The 20,229-nt window shown below is 38.0% G+C and carries 23 protein-coding genes; 22 read left to right on the top strand and 1 reads right to left on the bottom strand.

All coding sequences use genetic code 11. From position 1 onward, the window contains the following. Positions 1–14 precede the first annotated feature (14 nt). The 13 genes from JP39_RS06720 (at position 15) to purD (ending at position 12,054) form a co-directional block, all read left to right on the top strand. Positions 15–257 carry a DUF896 domain-containing protein gene (locus JP39_RS06720; RefSeq protein WP_041499684.1) on the top strand — a complete coding sequence of 81 codons (243 nt, stop codon included), beginning with the start codon at positions 15–17 and terminating at the stop codon, positions 255–257. A gap of 62 nt (positions 258–319) precedes the next feature. Beyond that, a complete protein-coding gene (locus JP39_RS06715; RefSeq protein WP_041499686.1) occupies positions 320–541 on the top strand; it encodes a YneF family protein in 222 nt (73 codons plus the stop codon). A 239-nt stretch (positions 542–780) separates the two neighbouring features. Continuing rightward, positions 781–1,263, top strand: a complete 483-nt coding sequence (purE, locus tag JP39_RS06710) for a 5-(carboxyamino)imidazole ribonucleotide mutase (protein WP_041499688.1) — start codon at positions 781–783, stop codon at positions 1,261–1,263. Then, positions 1,256–2,386 (top strand): 5-(carboxyamino)imidazole ribonucleotide synthase, encoded by a 1,131-nt coding sequence (purK, locus tag JP39_RS06705; RefSeq protein ID WP_041499689.1) that lies wholly within the window; start codon positions 1,256–1,258, stop codon positions 2,384–2,386. The genes purE and purK overlap by 8 nt, the downstream gene beginning before the upstream one ends. Positions 2,387–2,390: 4 nt before the next feature. Beyond that, on the top strand, positions 2,391–3,098 hold the full coding sequence (gene purC / locus JP39_RS06700) for a phosphoribosylaminoimidazolesuccinocarboxamide synthase (RefSeq protein ID WP_041499691.1): 708 nt from the start codon (positions 2,391–2,393) through the stop codon (positions 3,096–3,098). 9 nt (positions 3,099–3,107) lie between these two features. After that, positions 3,108–3,356: a phosphoribosylformylglycinamidine synthase subunit PurS gene (gene purS / locus JP39_RS06695; RefSeq protein WP_041499693.1), complete on the top strand. Its 249-nt coding sequence runs from the start codon at positions 3,108–3,110 to the stop codon at positions 3,354–3,356. Beyond that, positions 3,357–4,031 (top strand): phosphoribosylformylglycinamidine synthase subunit PurQ, encoded by a 675-nt coding sequence (purQ, locus tag JP39_RS06690; protein ID WP_041499694.1) that lies wholly within the window; start codon positions 3,357–3,359, stop codon positions 4,029–4,031. Continuing rightward, positions 4,031–6,241, top strand: a complete 2,211-nt coding sequence (gene purL, locus JP39_RS06685; protein WP_041499696.1) for a phosphoribosylformylglycinamidine synthase subunit PurL — start codon at positions 4,031–4,033, stop codon at positions 6,239–6,241. The genes purQ and purL overlap by 1 nt, the downstream gene beginning before the upstream one ends. After that, entirely contained in the window at positions 6,226–7,632 is a 1,407-nt protein-coding gene (gene purF / locus JP39_RS06680; protein ID WP_041499698.1) for an amidophosphoribosyltransferase, read from the top strand. The genes purL and purF overlap by 16 nt, the downstream gene beginning before the upstream one ends. Positions 7,633–7,643: 11 nt before the next feature. Beyond that, a complete protein-coding gene (purM, locus tag JP39_RS06675) occupies positions 7,644–8,663 on the top strand; it encodes a phosphoribosylformylglycinamidine cyclo-ligase (protein ID WP_041499699.1) in 1,020 nt (339 codons plus the stop codon). Then, on the top strand, positions 8,660–9,244 hold the full coding sequence (purN, locus tag JP39_RS06670) for a phosphoribosylglycinamide formyltransferase (protein ID WP_041499701.1): 585 nt from the start codon (positions 8,660–8,662) through the stop codon (positions 9,242–9,244). Before purM ends, purN begins: the two co-directional genes overlap by 4 nt. After that, a complete protein-coding gene (gene purH, locus JP39_RS06665) occupies positions 9,241–10,782 on the top strand; it encodes a bifunctional phosphoribosylaminoimidazolecarboxamide formyltransferase/IMP cyclohydrolase (protein WP_041499702.1) in 1,542 nt (513 codons plus the stop codon). The genes purN and purH overlap by 4 nt, the downstream gene beginning before the upstream one ends. A 15-nt stretch (positions 10,783–10,797) precedes the next feature. Further along, positions 10,798–12,054, top strand: coding sequence for a phosphoribosylamine--glycine ligase (purD, locus tag JP39_RS06660; protein WP_041499703.1), 1,257 nt, complete (start codon positions 10,798–10,800; stop codon positions 12,052–12,054). A gap of 300 nt (positions 12,055–12,354) precedes the next feature. Here purD and JP39_RS06655 read toward each other — a convergent pair whose 3' ends face one another. Then, a complete protein-coding gene (locus tag JP39_RS06655; RefSeq protein ID WP_041499705.1) occupies positions 12,355–12,978 on the bottom strand; it encodes a lysophospholipid acyltransferase family protein in 624 nt (207 codons plus the stop codon). A 62-nt stretch (positions 12,979–13,040) separates the two neighbouring features. Here JP39_RS06655 and JP39_RS06650 point away from each other — a divergent pair, with 62 nt between their 5' ends. The 9 genes from JP39_RS06650 (at position 13,041) to rseP (ending at position 20,224) form a co-directional block, all read left to right on the top strand. Further along, positions 13,041–13,769, top strand: coding sequence for a tRNA1(Val) (adenine(37)-N6)-methyltransferase (locus JP39_RS06650; RefSeq protein ID WP_041499706.1), 729 nt, complete (start codon positions 13,041–13,043; stop codon positions 13,767–13,769). Continuing rightward, complete coding sequence (locus JP39_RS06645) at positions 13,759–14,040, top strand: GIY-YIG nuclease family protein (protein ID WP_041499707.1); 282 nt, start codon at positions 13,759–13,761, stop codon at positions 14,038–14,040. Before JP39_RS06650 ends, JP39_RS06645 begins: the two co-directional genes overlap by 11 nt. Before the next feature lie 126 nt (positions 14,041–14,166). Next, complete coding sequence (gene rpsB / locus JP39_RS06640; RefSeq protein WP_041499708.1) at positions 14,167–14,967, top strand: 30S ribosomal protein S2; 801 nt, start codon at positions 14,167–14,169, stop codon at positions 14,965–14,967. A gap of 71 nt (positions 14,968–15,038) precedes the next feature. Continuing rightward, a complete protein-coding gene (gene tsf, locus JP39_RS06635) occupies positions 15,039–15,917 on the top strand; it encodes a translation elongation factor Ts (RefSeq protein ID WP_041499710.1) in 879 nt (292 codons plus the stop codon). 172 nt (positions 15,918–16,089) lie between these two features. Beyond that, a complete protein-coding gene (gene pyrH / locus JP39_RS06630; protein ID WP_041499712.1) occupies positions 16,090–16,824 on the top strand; it encodes a UMP kinase in 735 nt (244 codons plus the stop codon). Next, complete coding sequence (gene frr / locus JP39_RS06625; RefSeq protein WP_041499713.1) at positions 16,814–17,371, top strand: ribosome recycling factor; 558 nt, start codon at positions 16,814–16,816, stop codon at positions 17,369–17,371. The genes pyrH and frr overlap by 11 nt, the downstream gene beginning before the upstream one ends. Continuing rightward, a complete protein-coding gene (locus JP39_RS12740; RefSeq protein ID WP_041499715.1) occupies positions 17,371–18,120 on the top strand; it encodes an undecaprenyl pyrophosphate synthase in 750 nt (249 codons plus the stop codon). Before frr ends, JP39_RS12740 begins: the two co-directional genes overlap by 1 nt. Before the next feature lie 18 nt (positions 18,121–18,138). Continuing rightward, entirely contained in the window at positions 18,139–18,933 is a 795-nt protein-coding gene (locus JP39_RS12735) for a phosphatidate cytidylyltransferase (protein ID WP_041499716.1), read from the top strand. A gap of 22 nt (positions 18,934–18,955) precedes the next feature. Then, entirely contained in the window at positions 18,956–20,224 is a 1,269-nt protein-coding gene (rseP, locus tag JP39_RS06610; RefSeq protein ID WP_041499717.1) for an RIP metalloprotease RseP, read from the top strand. Positions 20,225–20,229: the final 5 nt, after the last annotated feature.

Raw genomic sequence — 20,229 nt, 5'->3', positions numbered from 1 at the left:
GGGGAATTGAAATAATGAACGAACAAGAAGAATTGCTCAAGAAGATTAACGAACTAGCCCATAAGGCTAAAGACGGCACTATTACTAAGGAAGAAGAAGATCAACAAGCACAATTACGTAAAGAATACTTGAAGAACTTCCGTGCCGCATTTAAGTCTCAATTAGAGATGACACAGGTCTATGATAAAGCAGGAAATGAAGTTACTCCTGAAAAAGTTCGCGAAATTCAACGGAAAAAAGGATTACGTGACGATTAGACTTTCAATTGTCTAACTTTTTTTGTAATATTAATAAGTGTATGGAAAGGGTGAGAACATAAATGGGAATCACAATAGTTGTTGGCGTTATAGCTTTGCTAGTTGGATTAGTTGGTGGTTTCTTCGCTGCCAGATGGTATATGAAGAAATACTTCCAAGACAATCCACCAATCAGTGCTGATATGATCAGACAAATGATGGCGCAAATGGGTCAAAAACCTTCACAAAAGAAGCTTAATCAATTAATGAATACTATGAAGAATTCACAAAAGAATAACAAATAGTTATGTCATTTAGGCGATATACATATATTTATATGTATATCGCTTATTTTTTTGTCTCAAAAAATAAAATGATAGCTAAATACGAACTATTAATATTTTTATAATTATTAAAGACAAAATGTAAACGGTAAATACGAACAATAGACAAAAATAAATGAATAAAATGCGTATTTAGCATTGAAAGAATTTTCAATCCCTGATAAACTTTGGATACCAAAGCAAGAAAGGTGGAAAAAGTAATGCACGACGTAGCAATAGTTATGGGTTCAATTTCTGATTTGAAGATCATGCAGAACACAATCGATGTTTTGAATGAACTGGGAGTTAGTTTTGAAACGAAAGTAATTTCGGCACATCGGATGCCACATGAGATGTTGGACTTTGCCAATCATGCTCATGAAAATTATCAAGTTATCATAGCTGGAGCTGGAGGTGCAGCTCATTTACCAGGAATGATTGCTTCTTCAACAACTTTGCCAGTCATTGGCGTTCCAGTTCCTTCCAAATATCTCAAGGGAATGGATTCGTTGCTATCAATTGTTCAAATGCCAGCTGGTGTGCCAGTTGCGACAGTTTCCATCGGTGAGGCTGGTGCAAAGAATGCAGCCATTCTCGCCACAAAAATTTGTGCTTTAAATAATCCAACTTATCAAAATAATCTATCAGCATATGTTCAAGCCATGCACGATAAGTCAGTAGAAAGTGGGAAAGACCTTGGATAATACGTTACTGCCAGGAGCAACAATCGGCATTATCGGTGGTGGTCAATTAGGCCAGATGATGTCATTTTCAGCTAAAGAGATGGGTTATAAAGTCATCATTTTGGATCCGCAAGAAAATTGTTCAGCTGCTCAAGTGTCAGATGGACAAATTGTCGCTGAATATGATGATCTTGATAAATTGATTGAGTTGGCTAAGCAATGTGATGTTTTGACTTATGAGTTTGAAAATGTCGACGCTGATGCTATCAATGAAGTTAAGAAATATACTCAAGTCCCACAGGGTACCAAAGCTTTGAAAGCCACTCAGAATCGTGTGTCCGAAAAGAACTTTATCGAAGCCAGCGGTTTTAAAGTGGTGCCACATATCGAAATTACTAATATCTTTGAATATCACCGAGGCGTTGAAAAGTTAGGTGCTCCGGTAATCTTGAAGACAATTCGTGGTGGTTATGACGGTAAAGGTCAAATTTTGATTGAGGACCCTGAGAAAGCTCATTTTGCCGAAATTGAAAAGTTATTGATGCATGGACCATGTATGTTGGAAAAGAAGATTGATCTGAAAAAAGAAGTTTCAGTTATCGTATCTGCTAACATTCGTGGTGAAACATCAATTTTCCCTGTTATTGAGAATGTTCACCGTCACAACATCTTGCATCTCAGTACTTGTCCAGCTGATATCAGCGAAAAAGCTGAGCAACATATTTATCAAGTTGGTGAGACGCTGGCTCATAATCTCGAGTTGGTCGGAACAATGTGTATCGAATTCTTTATTTCAGAATCGGATGAAGTTTTCGTTAATGAAATTGCGCCACGCCCACATAATTCCGGTCACTTGACGATTGAGGCCTGCAACATTTCACAGTTCGATGCACATATCCGTGGTGTTTGTAATCTTGCCATGCCAAAAGTCGAGCTATTAAAACCTGCCGCAATGGTCAACTTGCTCGGACAACACTTGGAAAATGCTAAGAATGAGTTAGTTGAACATCCAGAATGGCATTTCCACGATTATGGCAAAGATAGTGTTAAAAATAACCGCAAAATGGGTCATATCACGATTTTGAGTGATGATTTACAAGCTACAAAGCAAGCTATTGAAAATAATTCAATTTGGGATGTGTAAATTTATGACAGAAGATAAGTTGCTTTATACAGGTAAGGCTAAAAATGTCTACCAAGCAGAAAATGACGACGAAGTTTTGATTGTTTATAAAGACCAAGCCACAGCATTGAATGGTAAGAAGAAAGAAATTTTACCAGGTAAGGGTGTTCTGGATTGTCAGATTTCACAAATTGTTTTTAATTATTTAATCGAAAATGGTATCAAAACACACTTGGTTAAGAATCTTTCTGACCATGAACAATTAGTTAAGAAAACTCAAGTATTTCCATTGGAAGTTGTTTTAAGAAATATTACTTCCGGGTCTTTGGTACGTAAGTTCCAAATTGAAGAAGGCCAAAAGTTAAAAGAACCGATCATTGAATTTTATTACAAGAGCGATGCTTTGGATGATCCTGTGATTAATCAATCTCAAATTCACGCGCTAGGCATTGCTGACAACGAAGACATTGAATATATCAAACAAGAGACTTTGAAAATCAATCAATTGTTGATTCCATTCTTTGCTAAAGCTGATTTCGACTTAGTTGATTTCAAGTTGGAATTTGGTAAATACAACGGTGAAATTATCCTTGTCGATGAATTTTCACCAGATAATTGTCGAATTTGGAACAAGAATGATCATCATTCAATGGATAAAGATGTTTTCCGCAAGCATGAAGGCAATTTAGTAGAAACTTATCAAACAGTTTTGCAACGACTACAAGACAAATAGGAGAGAATTATGAAATTAGTTAAAGTGTATGTCACTCTAAAGGATTCCGTATTAGACGCTCAAGGAGAAGCTATTAAATCAGCTGTCCATTCTATGGGTTACAACAAAGTTGAAAATGTGGGCATGGGTAAATATTTCGAATTAAAGTTTGCCGATGATTATGCTGACTTGGAAAAAGATGTTGACTCTATCTGTGATGACCTTTTAGCCAACCCCAATATTGAAACTTATCGTTATGAAATTGCGGAGGCAGAATAGATGAAGTTTGCCGTAATCAATTTTCCTGGTTCTAACTGCGATATGGACTTGTATTACGCCATTCGTGATGGTATTGAACAACAAGTTGAACTTGTCGACTATCGAGCTGAAAGTTTAGCTGGTTTTGATGGTGTGTTGATTCCTGGTGGCTTTTCTTACGGTGACTACTTGCGTAGTGGTGCGATTGCCGTTCATGCCCCAATTGTAAAAGAAATTATTCGTTTCGCTAACGAAGGCAAAATTGTCCTCGGGATTTGTAATGGATTCCAAATTTTAACAGAGCTTGGTTTATTGCCAGGTGCCTTGATTAAAAATGAGCAAGGTCGCTTTATCTGTGAAACAGTTGCTCTAAAAGTTGTCAATAATCAGACTGCCTTTACAAATGGCTATGAAAAAGATGAAGTAATCAATATTCCAATCGCTCATGGTGAGGGTCGTTATTATTGTGATGACAAGACTTTAGCTGAATTAAAAGCCAATGATCAAATTGCTTTCCAATATCTTGAAAATGTTAACGGCAGTGTGGAACATATCGCTGGCGTAACTAACAAACAAAAGAATGTCCTAGGCATGATGCCCCACCCAGAACGTGCAATTGAAGAAATTCTCGGTTCTGACGATGGACTGAAACTATTTCAATCAATAATCAATTATCAAGTAAAGGTGAATAATTAATGACTGAACCTACGGCAAAACAAATTAAAGATGAAAAAATTTATCAACAATGGGGTTTAACAGATTCCGAATATGATTTGATCAGCACAAAGATTCTCAAACGTTTGCCAAACTACACTGAAACGGGTCTTTATTCAGTAATGTGGAGTGAACATTGTTCTTATAAGAATTCTAAAAAAGTTCTTCGCAAGATGCCTAACAAGAGTGAACGCGTGATTGCGGGTCCTGGTGAAGATGCCGGAATTTTGGATATTGGTGATAATCAGGCAGTTGTCTTTAAAGCTGAAAGTCACAATCATCCTTCTGCGGTTGAACCCTATCAAGGTGCAGCAACAGGTGTCGGCGGAATCATTAGAGATATTTTTTCAATGGGTGCGCAACCGATTGCACTTTTGAATAGTTTGAAATTTGGTCCTTTAAAAGATGGTCAAACAAAGCACCTAGTTAATGAAGTTGTTGCTGGTATCGGTGGTTACGGTAACTGTATTGGTTTGCCAACAGTTGGTGGCGAGATTGCCTTTGAAGATTGCTACGAACACAATCCACTCGTAAATGCGATGTGTGTCGGCTTATTGAATAATACTGATTTCAAGCACGGTACAGCTAGTGGCGATAAGAATTTAATCGTCTATGTCGGTGCTAAAACTGGTCGTGATGGTATCCACGGTGCAACATTTGCTTCTGACGAATTTACGGATACTAAGAACAAACAACGTTCAGCCGTTCAAGTTGGTAATCCGTTTATTGAAAAGCTATTGATGGATGCTTGTGTTGAAATTATTGAAAAGCATCCTGAATGGATCTTAGGTATTCAAGATATGGGTGCCGCTGGTTTAGTTTCATCAACTGCCGAAATGGCTTCAAAAGCTGGCTCTGGTCTCGTGTTGAACTTGGATAAAGTTCCCCAACGTGAAACTGAAATGAACGCCTACGAAATGATGTTATCTGAATCTCAAGAACGAATGGTTCTCTGTGTTAAACCAGAATTCGTTGATGATGTGTTGGCTTTCTTCAAGCACTTTGAACTTGATGCAGTCGTGATTGGTCAAGTTACAACTGATAAGCAATATAAGATTTATCACCATGATGAATTAGTAACCGATATTCCCGTCGACAGTTTGACTGAAGATGTTCCTGAATATGACCGTGAAGAAACTCAACCACAACGCATGATTGATGACAAAGATTATCAATTTGTGCCTGTAATTGATTCGCTAGAAAAAACTTGGAATGAAATGTTGCAACGTCCCAATATTGCTAGTAAGAAACATTTCTACCAAACTTATGATTCACAAGTTAGAGCTAATACATTAGTTCGTCCTGGTAGCGACAGTGGTGTTGTTAGAATCCGTGGTACAAGAAAAGCTATCGCCATGACTAACGATAGCAACTCGAAATACGTTTACTTGAATCCATATGTTGGTGGTCAAATTGCCGTCATGGAAGCAGCTAGAAATATTGTTGCCAGTGGTGGTGAACCAATTGGTGTTACTGACTGCTTGAATTATGGTAATCCTGAAAATCCTGAAGCTTTCTGGGAATTAGACAAGAGTGTTGAAGGGATTGCTAGTGCCTGTGAAAAAATCAATACACCAGTAATTTCTGGTAATGTTTCGCTTTACAACGAATACAACGATGTTGCAATTTATCCAAGTCCCATGGTTGGGATGGTCGGTTTGATTTCCGATATCGATAATGTCACAACTACTGCATTCAAAGAAGCCGGTGATTTGATCTATGTAGTTGGTCAAACTCAAGACGATTTCAACGGGTCAGAATTACAAATGGCTCAATCTGGAAAATTAAAAGGAAACTTGCGTAATTTAGATTTAGACCAAGAAAAATTACATCAAGATATTATCCGCCAAGCAATTTCTCAAAAGCTAATTATGAGTTGTCACGATTTATCAGAAGGTGGATTGGCAGTTGCCTTGTCAAAATCAGCTTTCGAAAATGAATTAGGTTTTGAAATCAATACAAGTTTAACTTCAGCTCAAATGTTCTCAGAAACACAATCTCGTTTCTTAGTAACAGTTGCTCCAGAAAATCAAACTGTGTTTGAAGAACTCGTAGCTACTGATATTGAATGTTTAGGAACAGTTACTGCAGCACCAGAATTCAAAGTTACTACTGCTGATGAATCTGTGGAAATCAACGGATTAACAGCCGGTAAAAACTGGAAGGAGGCCATTGCGTGCCTAATGAAGTAAGAAGTTTAAATGAAGAATGTGGTGTCTTTGGTGTTTGGGGCGCTGAAAATGCTAATTATCTAACGTATTTAGGACTCCACAGTCTGCAACATCGTGGTCAAGAAGGTGCCGGAATTGTTGCTAATGATGGCAAAAAACTTCGTGCTTATCGTAATTTAGGATTGTTGACACAAGTCTTTTCTAAACCAGAATATTTGAATTCTTTAGTTGGTGATTCAGCAATTGGACACGTTCGTTACTCGACAGCTGGTGAAAATAAGATTGAGAATGTGCAACCACTCTTGTTCGATTTTACGGACAGTCAAATTGCTTTAGCTCACAACGGTAATCTAACTAACGCTGTGACTTTGAAAAAGGAATTAGAAGAAAAAGGTCACATCTTCAAATCTAGTTCTGATTCTGAAGTATTAGTTCACTTGATTAAAGTTTCCAACGCACCAACTTTCCATGAAAAAATTGTTGAAGCATTGAATAAGATTCAAGGTGGTTTTGCATATTTACTTTTGACGAAAGATGCCATGCTTGTGGCATTGGATTCACATGGTTTCCGTCCACTTTCAATCGGTCAATTAGATAATGGAGCATATGTTGTGGCTAGTGAGACTTGTGCACTGGACGCTGTCGGAGCCAAATTGGTTCGCAACGTACAACCTGGTGAATTGATTACGATCGACAATGATGGAATGAAAATTGATCAATGGACAACTGATACGAAATTGGCTATTTGTTCAATGGAATTCATCTACTTTGCTCGTCCGGATTCAGATATTTTGGGCGTTAACGTTCACTCGGCTAGAAAACGTATGGGAGCTAACTTGGCTAAAGAATTTCCAGCACTTGGCGATATTGTCGTTGGTGTACCGAACTCCTCATTATCTGCAGCTAGTGGCTACGCTGAAGCAAGTGGCTTGCCATATGAAATGGGCTTGATTAAGAACCAATATATGGGCCGTGAATTTATTCAACCAACTCAAGAACTACGTGAAAAGAGTGTTCGTCAAAAGTTGGCTGCTGTTAAAGGTGTTGTTCAAGGCAAACGAGTTATCTTAGTTGACGATTCAATCGTGCGTGGGACAACTTGTGCATACATCGTGCAACTATTGAGGGATGCTGGAGCAACGGAAGTTCACTTGCGTATCGCGTCACCAAGATTTATGCATCCTTGTTTCTACGGAATCGATATTCAAGAAAAAAGCGAATTGATTGCAGCTCACAAGTCAATTCCAGAAATGAATGAAATATTCGGATCCGATTCGTTGAAATTCTTGAGTGAAGAAGGCTTGATCGATGCAATCGGTTTGAAGTCCGATGCACCATATTCCGGTTTAGATATGTCATATTTCAATGGTGACTATCCAACTTATCTTTACGATTATGAATCTAGAAAATAAGGAGGCATTCAATGTCTAATCCCTATCAAGATGCGGGCGTTAACGTCGAATCAGGTTATAAAATTTCTAAATTTGTGAAACAGAATACACATAACAGTAATATCGGAAATTTCGGTGGTGTTTATGAGATTCCCGAAGGTTATAAGCACCCCGTTTTAGTTTCGAGTGATGACGGTGTGGGAACTAAATTGCTGTTAACAACGGAAGCTAAGAAGTGGGATACCATCGGAATCGACTGTGTAGCCATGTGTGTCAACGATATTTTGGCTCAGGGTGCAACACCACAATATTTCTTGGATTATATTTCAACTGGTAAGGTTGATGACAAAATTGAAGAAATCCTCAAGGGAGTTATCGCCGGTTGTAATCAAGCTAATGTCAATTTAATTGGTGGCGAGACTGCGGAAATGCCCGGAGTTTATGAAGCTAAAGATTATGATATTGCTGGTTTCTCAGTGGGTATCTGTGAAAAAGATGATTTATTGAAGAAAGAAAATATTCAAGCCGGCAATGTTTTAATTGGCTTGAAGTCGAGTGGAATTCATTCTAATGGCTATTCACTAGTTCGTAAGATTTTCTTCCAAGAACATAAATTGACTGTCGATAGTGTTTTGCCAGAATATACCGAGCAAACACTAGGTGCGCTACTACTGACACCAACTAAGATTTATGTGCAAGATATTGTGCCATTACTTGATGAACGTTTGATCAAGGGCATTTCACACATCACCGGTGGCGGTTTCTATGAGAATATTCCACGGATGTTGCCAGACAATCTAGCTGCAAAAATCAATGTTGATATTTGGCCTAAGTTACCAATATTTGGTTTGTTACAAAAGTATGGTCAATTAGAAACAGCCGATATGTATCATATTTTCAACATGGGTATCGGAATGGTAATTACCGTTGACGCTTCTAAAGAATTGGAAGTTTTAGAGTTATTGAATGAGAAAGAAACTGTTGCATATACGATTGGGGAAGTCGTTCCTAAGTCGAAAGAAAGTTTGATTTTGAAAGGGGATCAGCTATGAAAGTAGCAATCTTTGCCTCGGGAAACGGTAGTAACTTTGAAGCTATTGCCAAGTCAGATGAATTGCACAACGTCGGTTTGGAAATCGAATTGGTCGTTTGTGATCAAAAGGAAGCTCACGTGATTGAACGGGCAGCAAAATATGATATTCCCGTTTTTATTAATCAGTTGAGTGATTATCCTAATCGTGGTGCGTATGAACAAGCTATTATTGAAAAGTTAAAGCCGCTTCAAATTGAATACATTTTATTAGCAGGTTATATGCGTGTTGTTACGCCTGTCTTGTTGGCAGCTTATCCAAATCATATTATCAATATTCATCCATCGCTTTTGCCTAAGTTTTCTGGTCTCGAAGCGATTGAACGAGCTTTTGAAGCTGGGGATGCGGTGACAGGTGTAACGATTCACTATATTGACGAAGGGGTCGATACTGGTCCAATCATCAAGCAAGAAAAAGTTGTTCGTTTGACCAATGATACTGAAGAGAGTTTGGAAGCTAGGATTCACCAAACTGAGCATCAAATGTATCGCCAAGTAATTCTTGATTTACTAAATAAAACTAATGGGGTAGATAAAAAATGAAAAGAGCTTTGATCAGTGTTTCAGATAAAACAGGTGTTGTTGAATTTGCTAAAGGTTTAATTGCTAACGATTTTGAAATTATCTCAACTGGTGGTACATACAAGAAGCTACAAGAAAACGGCGTTAAAGTTACTGAAATTGACGAAGTTACTAAGTTCCCTGAAATTCTTGATGGCCGTGTTAAGACATTGCACCCAATGGTTCACGCTGGACTATTAGCAAAACGTGATAATCCTGAACACATGCAAACTTTGGAAAAACTCAATATTCAAACTATCGACCTTGTCTGTGTTAACTTATATCCATTTAAAGAAACTATTTCTAAAGATGGCGTAACACCTGCCGAAGCAATCGAACAAATTGATATCGGTGGTCCATCAATGATTCGTTCCGCTTCAAAGAATTTCAAGAGCGTTTACGTTGTTATCGATGCTAGTGATTATGAAACAGTTTTGGAAAGCATCAAATCTGATGAAGATGACACAGTTCTCAGACGTCGTTTGGCTGCTAAAGCTTTCCGTCACACAGCTGAATATGACAGTATCATTGCTCACTATTTGACAGATCTTAATGGCGATGAATTCCCTGACGTTGAAGTACTTGGTTACGACTATCATCAAGAATTACGTTATGGTGAAAATTCACATCAAAAGGCTGCCTTCTATCAAAGTGCAATGCCTTCAGCTTATTCAATCGCCTCAGCTAAACAATTGCATGGTAAGGAACTTTCATTCAACAATATCAAAGACGCAGATGCTGCCTTGAGAATCGTTGCTGACTTCGACCAACCTTGTGTTGCTGCCTTGAAGCACATGAATCCATGTGGTGTCGGTGTTGATGATGAATGTATCTACAAAGCTTGGCACAAAGCCTATACAGCCGATACAATGTCAATTTTCGGTGGTATCGTTGCGGTTAACCGTGAAGTAACTAAAGAAATTGCTGAAGAAATGCACAAGATCTTCCTTGAAATTGTTATTGCTCCTAGTTTTACTGATGAAGCTTTGGAAATTTTGGAAGCTAAGAAGAATATCCGTCTATTGACACTCGACTTTTCACAAGCAAAAGCAGCTGACAAACACGAATACGTTTCAGTTATGGGTGGCTTGTTAGTTCAAGAACGTGATACAACAGTTGATCAAATGGATGAATTCAAGGTTGTTACTAAGAAAGCTCCAACTGACGAAGAAATGAAAGCTCTATTATTCGGTCAACAAGTTGTTAAGCATGTTAAGAGTAATGCCATCGTTATTACAACAACTGACAAGACTTTAGGTATCGGTGCTGGTCAAATGAATCGTATTGGTTCAGTTAAAATTGCTATCGAACAAGAAGAAAAGGCTGAAACACATTCACCACTTATCATGGCTTCAGATGCTTTCTTCCCAATGGACGACTGTGTGCAATACGCTGCTGAACATGGCATCACTGCAATTGTTCAACCAGGTGGTTCAATCAAGGATCAAGATTCAATCGACATGGCTGATAAATTTGGAATTGCAATGGTCTTCACTGGTAGAAGACACTTTAAACACTAGAAGAGAGGTCTTTTAATGAAAATACTCGTAGTCGGTTCAGGTGCACGTGAGGATGCCATTTGTCAGTCACTACTAAAGAATCCAAAGAACGTTGTCTTTTGTGCTCCCGGTAATGATGGGATGAAGTTGAATGGTATCAAGACAATTTCGATTGATGAAGATGAATTTTCCCATTTAGCAAATTTTGCTGAAACAAATGAGATCGACTATACGATTGTGGGACCTGAAGATCCGTTGGTTAATGGTATCGCTGACTTTTTCAAGAGTCGTAAGCTATTGATTTTCGGGCCTACCAAAGAAGCCGCTCAAATTGAAGGTTCAAAGTCATTTACAAAGAAATTAATGGCTGACGCTGGAATTGCGACCGCCAGTTATCAGGAATTCACTGATTTACAAGCAGCCACAGACTTTTTAAAAACAGATGCGGAGTTTCCAATTGTTATTAAAGCCGACGGGTTAGCTGCCGGAAAGGGTGTCTATATTTCACCTGATCAAACGGATGCAATTGAGAAAGTAACAGAATTGTTGGATGGTCATAAATTTAATACGCGTAGAGTTGTGATTGAAGAATTCCTAGAAGGTGAAGAATTCTCTCTGATGGCTTTTGTAGACCACAAGCGTTTTTATCCAATGCCACTAGCTCAAGATTATAAAAAGATTTTTGAAGATGACAAAGGGCCAAATACTGGTGGTATGGGTGCTGTCTGTCCAGTGGCTAATATTTCAACTGAGATTGAACAAACAGCTATTGAAACAGTTATCAAACCATTTGTGAAAGAGCTTTATAAGCAAGGTATCAAGTATACCGGTATCATTTATGCGGGTTTGATCATGACGAAGAATGGTATCAAAGTAATCGAATTCAACGCTCGTTTCGGTGACCCTGAAACAGAAGTAGTGTTGCCAAGATTGCAATCTGATTTATCAGAAATAATCGAACAAATTCTCCACCACAAGAAAATTACTGAGATTGAATGGGAAAAAACTGGTTTAAACCTAGGAGTTTTTGCGGTCAGCAAAGGCTATCCGATTAAACAAGTTTCCGGAGACCTGGGCAGTACCGATGATTTCAGAAGCTGCCCGCTGACAACTAATTTTGCCAGTGTACGCAAGGAGAACCATCGTCTGATCAGTAATGGTGGACGTTTGTATTTGGTACAAACACAATCCCAAACGCTGTCAGAAGCTCAAAATGAGATTTACCGTGAATTAGATAAGATGGAACAAGAAAATATTTTCTATCGACGCGATATCGGTAAGAATTCAATTTAGAGAAAAAATAATAGCCTCAGAATCTATTAAGATTCTGGGGCTATTTTTGGTATATAATTATTTATTATAATTACTACTGAATCGTTTTTCAAAATTCCAATTAATATTAATAAAAAGCGGAGGTCATAAGTAAAATGTAGTTATGCAGTGGAGGTGGCGTTATGGCTTTAGCCATTACACCACGGGACGAGCTTGGAGACTTGCGGTTTTTGCAAGGCTTCAAGTCGAGGTTCGAGACCGCACTGTGGCTCGGACCGATCCCCACAGCATAAACTATATTTTACTTATGACCGGAGAAAACTACTTTTTCTTAGGTGGAATATATTCAAAACTTGGATCAATTTCATTATCAATATCTTTCCAAGCTTGTTCCATATCTTCATTAACTTGTTTCGTTTGTTCATCATTGAGTTTAGCCTTGAAATCGAAATCAATTTCAGGTCCAACACCAACGGTGATTTTCTTATGCATCATCAAACCGCCGAAAGTTAAAGGTCCCTGATAAACAAAGGGAACTAATGGAGCTTTAGATAACTTGGCAATCAATGAGGCTCCACCCTTGAGTTCCTCTGAGTAACGTGTACCAGAAGGGAACATAATTAAAACTCGGCCTTCTTTTTTCAAAGCTTTAACTGGAGTTTTGATTGCTGAAGGGCCTGGATGGGCACGATCAACTGGGAAGGCATGGGCGTGAACCAAAATATATCGTAAAATCGGATTTTTAAAGAGCTCTTTTTTAGCCATAAAAGTTGCATCTCGTGGTGCAATGACGAGCGCGAAGAAGATTGGCTCCCACCATGTTCGATGGGGCGCAACCAAGATATATGGTTTGTCTGGCAAATTTTCTTTACCAACAACATCGAAGTGCCCATTTAGTAAAAATATTAAACCTCTCACTAAAACACGGATAACTTTATAAAACATAGAAATATCATTCTCCCAAAAATAATTTTGACTTATTTAAAATAACATAAAGCAGGTGCAATATGTCGATTAATTCGCAAGATATAATTTCTAACAGTGGAATCATCATCAATCAAGACAAAGAACTCTACTCGTTTAACCTTGATACTATTTTACTCTATAATTTCGCCAAACCAGTAAAAAAAGGTAAAGTCGTTGATTTATGCGCTGGAAATGGGGCAATCGGTTTGTCTTTAGCCGCGAAGACTCACGCTCAAATTTATCTTGTAGAAATTCAAACAGGACTTGCCAAATTATCACAGCAGAGTATTTTGGACAATCATCTGGAACAACAAGTTCATTCGATTAATGATGACTTAAAAAATGTTCAGAAATATTTAGCACATGATACAATTGATACGATTGTCTGCAATCCACCTTATTTTAAACTGTCGGATTCAACAGTAATTAAGGATAATCCGGTCTTAGCAATTGCTCGCCACGAGTTAAAAGCGGATCTTACCGATATTCTTTCTACTATTAAAATACTGTTAAAAGAAAATTCGCATGCATTTATCGTTTATCGACCGGAACGTCTGAGTGAATTGTTCAGTGTTATGACACAAGAAAAGTTGCAGCCCAAGCGTATACGTTTTGTCAGATCGACTGCTACTAAGGACGCTAACCTAGTTTTACTGGATGTTGTTAAAACTGTCAAAGCGGCATCATTACGTGTTGAACCAGATTTAGTGATTTATGATGAGAATCATCAGTTAAGTAAAGAGGCAAGTTTAATTATCAATGGAAAATAAAAAATATTACGTTTATATGTTGCTCTGCAATGACAAAACCTTTTATACTGGTACCAGCAATAATGTTGAAAAACGTGTTGCGACCCACAATGCAGGTAAGGGTGCTAAATATACTAAAATCAGGCGTCCGGTCAAATTAATGTATTCCGAAGAGTTGGCTAATAAGTCTGAAGCTTTGAAACGCGAGATTGCGATTAAGAAGCTCAGTCGTCAGCAAAAAATCACTTTATTAAAAAGTAACGGAATAAATTGGCAAGACTACTTGATTTAATGAGTATTTTCCAATATAATATTTACCTGTATTGAATACACACACTCAACGATTTGATTGATGGTGCGCGCAAGCGTTTCAGTCAGACATGACTTGAGTGGAGGTAAAAACCAGGAGGAACTATTTATGTCAGTTATTTCTATGAAACAATTGCTCGAAGCCGGTGTACATTTCGGTCACCAAACAAGACGTTGGAATCCAAAGATGAAGCCATTTATCTTTACACAAAGAAATGGTATCTACATCATTGATTTACAAAAGACTGTTCGTATGATCGACGATGCTTACAACTATATGAAAGCTGTTGCCGGTGACAACGGAATTTTCTTATTCGTTGGTACAAAGAAGCAAGCTCAAGACGCTGTTGCTGAAGAAGCTACACGTGCCGGTCAATACTACGTTAACCACCGTTGGTTAGGTGGTACTTTGACTAACTGGAACACAATCCAAAAACGTATCAAGAGATTAAAGGAAATCAAGGCTATGGCCACTGATGGTACTTTTGAACGTCTACCTAAGAAAGAAGTTGCTCTACTTACAAAGCAACAAGCTAAGTTAGAGAAGTTCCTTGGTGGTATCGAAGATATGCCAAGAATCCCTGATGTTATGTTCATCGTTGACCCTCACAAGGAAAACATTGCTGTTAACGAAGCAAAGAAACTTAACATTCCTATCGTAGCTATGGTTGATACAAACACAGATCCAGATCCTATTGATGTTATCATTCCTTCAAACGATGATGCTATCCGTGCCGTAAGATTGATTACTGCTAAGATGGCTGACGCTATCGTTGAAGGTAAGCAAGGTGAAGAAGCTGTTTCGGATGCTGACTTTGCTGACAAGAAGGCTGACAAAGCTACAGAAGCTGCTGATGACAAGTCAATCGAAGATTTGGCAAACGCAACAAACAATAACGATAACAAATAATTAAAATAATATCCGTAAAATAGAGTCATCTGAGTAAGATGGCTTTATTTATACGACTGGAGGATTTACGAATGGCTAAAATTACTGCTGCTCAAGTTAAAGAATTACGTGATAAGACAAGCGTTGGTATGATGGATGCTAAAAAGGCATTGGTTTCTGCTGATGGAGACATGGACAAAGCTGTTGACTTGTTAAGAGAAAAAGGTATTGCTAAAGCTGCTAAGAAGAGTGGAAACATTGCTGCTGAAGGTTTAACACATATCGAAATCTCAGGTAACAAGGCTGCTATCATCGAAGTTAACTCAGAAACTGACTTTGTTTCATCAAATGATAAGTTTATCGATCTTGTTAACTCAATTGGTAAGGCTATTGTTGAAAACGAACCAAAGACTATGGACGAAGCATTAGCTTTAAGTCTTGGCGAAGGTTCAGTTAACGACGCTATCACTGGCTTAACAGCTGTTATCGGTGAAAAGATTAGCTTGAGACGTTTCCAAGTTCTTGATAAGACAGATGCACAAGTATTCGGCTCATACCTACATAACGGTGGCTTAATTGGTGCTATTGTTACTCTTGAAGGTAAAGACGAAAATGCTGCTAAGGATGTTGCTATGCACGTTGCTGCTATCAACCCTAAGTACATGGATCGTGATCAAGTACCTGCTGATGTTCTTGAACATGAAAAGGCTATCTTTACTGAAGAAACAAAAGCTGAAGGTAAACCTGAAAAGATCATTCCAAGAATCGTTGAAGGCCGTTTGAACAAGTACTTGTCAGAAATTAGTTTGGCTGACCAAGAATTTGTTAAGGATTCAGATATGACTGTTCAACAATTCGTTGAATCAAAGAACAGTAAACTAATTTCATACGCTCGTTACGAAGTCGGTGAAGGAATCGAAAAGAAACAAGAAGATTTCGCTGAAGAAGTAAAGAACCAAATGAATAACTAATAAATTTATTTATTTTTGAGAAGGGTCGCTTAATTCATTTTTTGAATTAAACGACCTTTTCTTTGTATAAAGGGTTGTATCCGAGCAATTTTTATTTAAAAATAGTGATTAGATAATTTTAGTGTAGCGAATATGTTAAAATGTTTAGTAGCAAAATTAAAGGAGAGTACTTATGCCTGATATCAAGTATAAAAGAGTAATTTTAAAAGTTTCTGGAGAAGCATTAGCTGGAGAAAAAGGATTTGGTATTAATCCCCCAGTTATCAAAAAAATAGCTGAACAAATTAAGAGTGTTCACGATTTAGGTGTTCAAGTTGCTATCGTTTGTGGTGGCGGTAATATTTGGCGTGGTGAAACTGGTGCCGAAATGGGTATGGATCGTGCCCAAGCCGATTACATGGGTATGATGGCTACAGTTATGAATGGACTAGCTTTACAAGATGGACTAGAACACATTGGTGTTCCAACACGTGTGCAAACTTCTATCGAAATGCGCCAAGTTGCTGAACCATATATTAGAAGAAAGGCTATCAGACACCTTGAAAAAGGCCGTGTCGTAATCTTTGCTGGTGGTACTGGTAATCCTTACTTCTCAACTGATACAACTTCTGTATTGCGTGCTGCTGAAATTGAAGCTGACGTCATCTTAATGGCTAAAAACAACGTTGATGGTGTATACTCAGCTGATCCTAAGAAAGATCCAAATGCTAAGAAATATTCAGAATTAACACAACTTGATCTCATTAATAAGAATCTTGGAGTTATGGATACAACAGCTTCATCATTGTCAATGGACAACAATATTCCATTGATCGTATTCAACTTGAACAAGCCTGAAAATATCAAGAAAGTTGTTCAAGGTGAAAATATCGGAACAATTATAAAGGATGGTAATGATGACAAATAAAGCTATTTCCAAAGCTAAAGAAAACATGAAAAAGTCAGCCGAGGTTTTAAACCGTGAATTGGCTAACATCCGTGCTGGTAAAGCTAACGCCTCAATTTTGAGCAACGTTAAGGTTTCATACTACGGTAGTGATGTTCCTTTGAACCAAGTTGCTTCAATTAACATTCCTGAAGCACGTGTTCTTTTAATCACACCTTATGACAAATCTTCACTTGATGACATCGAACATGCTATCAATTCATCAGATCTTGGTTTGAACCCAGCTAACGATGGTAATGTTATTCGTTTGGTTATCCCACAGCTTACTGGTGAACGCAGACAAGAGATTGCTAAACAAGTTGGTAAAGAGGCCGAAGGTGGCCGTATCGCCGTTAGAAACGTTCGTCGTGAAGCTATGGACGATTTGAAGAGACAATTGAAAGCTAGCGATGTTACTGAAGATGAATTCCATACGCTTGAAAAAGATGTTCAAAAGGTAACTGACGATGCAATTGCTGAAATTGACAAGTTAGCTGCAGCCAAAGAAAAAGAAATCACTGAAGGTTAATCTCGATGGCAGAGGATAATAAGAGACAATTGGATCCTGAAATATCTGTTCCTAAGCATATTGCAATTATTATGGATGGTAATGGGCGTTGGGCTAAAGAAAAAGGTCAACCAAGAATTGCTGGACATAAAGAAGGCATGAATAATGTCAAAACGATTGCAACAGCAGCGAGTCATTTGGGAGTAAAGGTTTTGAGTCTCTATGCTTTTTCTACAGAGAATTGGAGCCGTCCAAGCAAGGAAGTTAACTTCTTGATGCGCTTGCCGGTAGATTTCTTTGGAACATTTATGCCAGATTTGATTAAAGAAAATATTAAAGTAATGGTAACTGGATTTACGGATCATTTGCCTGACAGAACGAGAAAAGTTGTATTGAAAGCAGTTGAGGACACTAAGGATAATACTGGAATGATCCTCAATTTTGCTTTTAATTACGGTGGTCGTGCAGAAATTATACATGCTGCTAAAAGTTTGGCAATCGAGTCTGTTAATGGTTCAATAGATCCAGACAAAATTGACGACTCGATGTTCGCCAATCACTTATTGACTGGTCAACTTGGAGATTTAGCTGATCCTGATCTTTTGATCAGAACTAGTGGCGAAGAAAGAATTTCCAACTTTATGTTGTGGCAATTGGCTTATTCAGAGATGGTTTTTGATAAGACATATTGGCCAAATTACTCAGTCGACAACTTGATTGAGGATATTAAAGAATTTGACAGACGAGATCGTCGATACGGTTCTGTTTAGTTAGTTTGGGGGAAAATTATGAAACAACGTGTAATCACCGCCGTTATTGCATTAGCAATCTTTATTCCCATATTGCTTGCTGGTGGAGTGTGGCTAGAGGTTGCTGCGGTAGCTTTAGCTGCAGTTGGTGTGTTTGAAGTTTATATCATGCGTAAAAGAATCATCGTTTCAATGGACTTTTTGGTTACCATTTTAGGAACTTTGGCCTTAGTTGTGCCAGACGGTTTCTATCGTGGATGGTTCCCAAAGAGCTTCACACGTTTGGATTTGTTTTACGTCTTCTCGATCATCTTATTGATCATTACAGTTTTGACTAAGAATAAATTTAATTTTGAAGATGCTGGTGTGTCAGTTGTATCAATGCTTTACATTGGTACTGGTTTCCACTACCTAGCAGCCGTTAGAAATTCAGCTCCTGGTTTAGGTCTGTTGATGTATGCCTTGATTGTTGTGTGGTCAACTGATATTTTTGCTTATTCATTTGGTAGAAAAATTGGTAAGCACAAGTTATGGCCTGCAATTAGTCCTAACAAAACTTGGGAAGGTACTATTGCCGGTATTATTATGGCTTTGATTCTTTCTGGAGCTTACATGTATTTCGTTCCCCAAGAGTACTCAATGACAACCATGTTGATGATTGCCTTCGTACTTTCAATTATGGGACAAATGGGTGACTTGATTGAGTCAGCCTACAAGAGATTCTACAAAGTAAAGGATTCAGGAAATATCCTACCAGGTCATGGTGGGATTTTGGATCGTTTCGATAGCATGTTGATCGTGCTACCTTTGTTACACATTTTTGGTTTAGTATAAACAGCAGCTCGTGGAGGTTAAAATGACCGCGATAATTACATTTATAATCGTTTTTGGAATCTTAGTGATCGTTCATGAATTTGGACACTATTATGCAGCAAAAAAATCCGGAATCTTGGTTCGGGAATTTTCTGTTGGAATGGGTCCAAAAATTGTGGCATACAGAAAAAACCATACGACATATACTTTGAGACTTTTGCCTCTAGGTGGTTATGTTCGAATGGCTGGTGCCCAGGAAGATGACTCTGAGATCCAACCCGGAACAATGTCATCTTTAGTTTTGAATGATGACAACAAAGTAACAAAAATTATAACTTCAAGTAAAGTTTACGATGCAAACGCGGTTCCAGTTCAAATCTCAAAAGCTGACCTTGTCGATGATTTAATCATTGAAGGATACGAAAATGGTGACGAATCTGTCACTAAGAAATATTCAGTTGATCATGATGCAACGATTGTTGAAGAGGACGGAACCGAAGTTCAAATTGCTCCTCGTGACGTGCAGTTGCAATCAGTTTCTGTTTGGAAACGAATGATCACTAACTTTGCAGGGCCATTCAATAACTTTATCCTAGCTATCGTAGCGGCTATTTTAGCAGCCTTTATGATGGGCTCAGTTGGTACAGGTACCAATCAACTAGGTGGAGTTCAAAATGACTCTGTGGCTCAAAAAGCCGGTTTAAAAGCTAATGATAAGATTCTTAGCGTTAACGGTAAGAAAACAAGCTCATGGGCTGCTTTGACTGAGAAAATTCAAAACAATCCTGGCAAGAACCTTACATTAGGTGTTCAAAGTGGTAAAAAAACTGAACAAATTAAATTAACTCCCAAGACAGTTAAACAATCAGGTCAAAAGTTTGGCATGATTGGAATTACTGCAAAATTGGATTCGTCTGTCCTTGGTAAGATTAAATATGGCTTTACATATAGCTGGAGTACCTCATTAACAATTTTCCATGCTTTAGGCAAGATGGTCTCTGGTGGATTTAGTATTAATCAGTTGTCTGGTCCGGTCGGAATTTATTCGATGACTTCCAAAGTGGCTTCAACTGGATTAATCAATATTATTTTGTTCACATCAATGTTATCGATGAATTTGGGGATCGTTAACTTGATACCTATTCCAGCCTTAGATGGTGGGAAAATTTTGTTAAATATCGTTGAAGCAATTAGAAGAAAACCAATTCCTGAACAATATGAGAATGTTATCACCTTAATCGGTGTCGGAATTTTGGTATTATTGATGGTTGCCGTAACGTGGAATGATATCCAGCGTTTCTTTATAAAATAGGGGGA

This window comes from Companilactobacillus heilongjiangensis (assembly GCF_000831645.3).
Classification (GTDB): Bacteria; Bacillota; Bacilli; order Lactobacillales; family Lactobacillaceae; genus Companilactobacillus; species Companilactobacillus heilongjiangensis.
The sequence above is the reverse complement of the archived record's forward strand: the minus strand, read 5'-3'. Positions and strand labels throughout refer to the sequence as shown.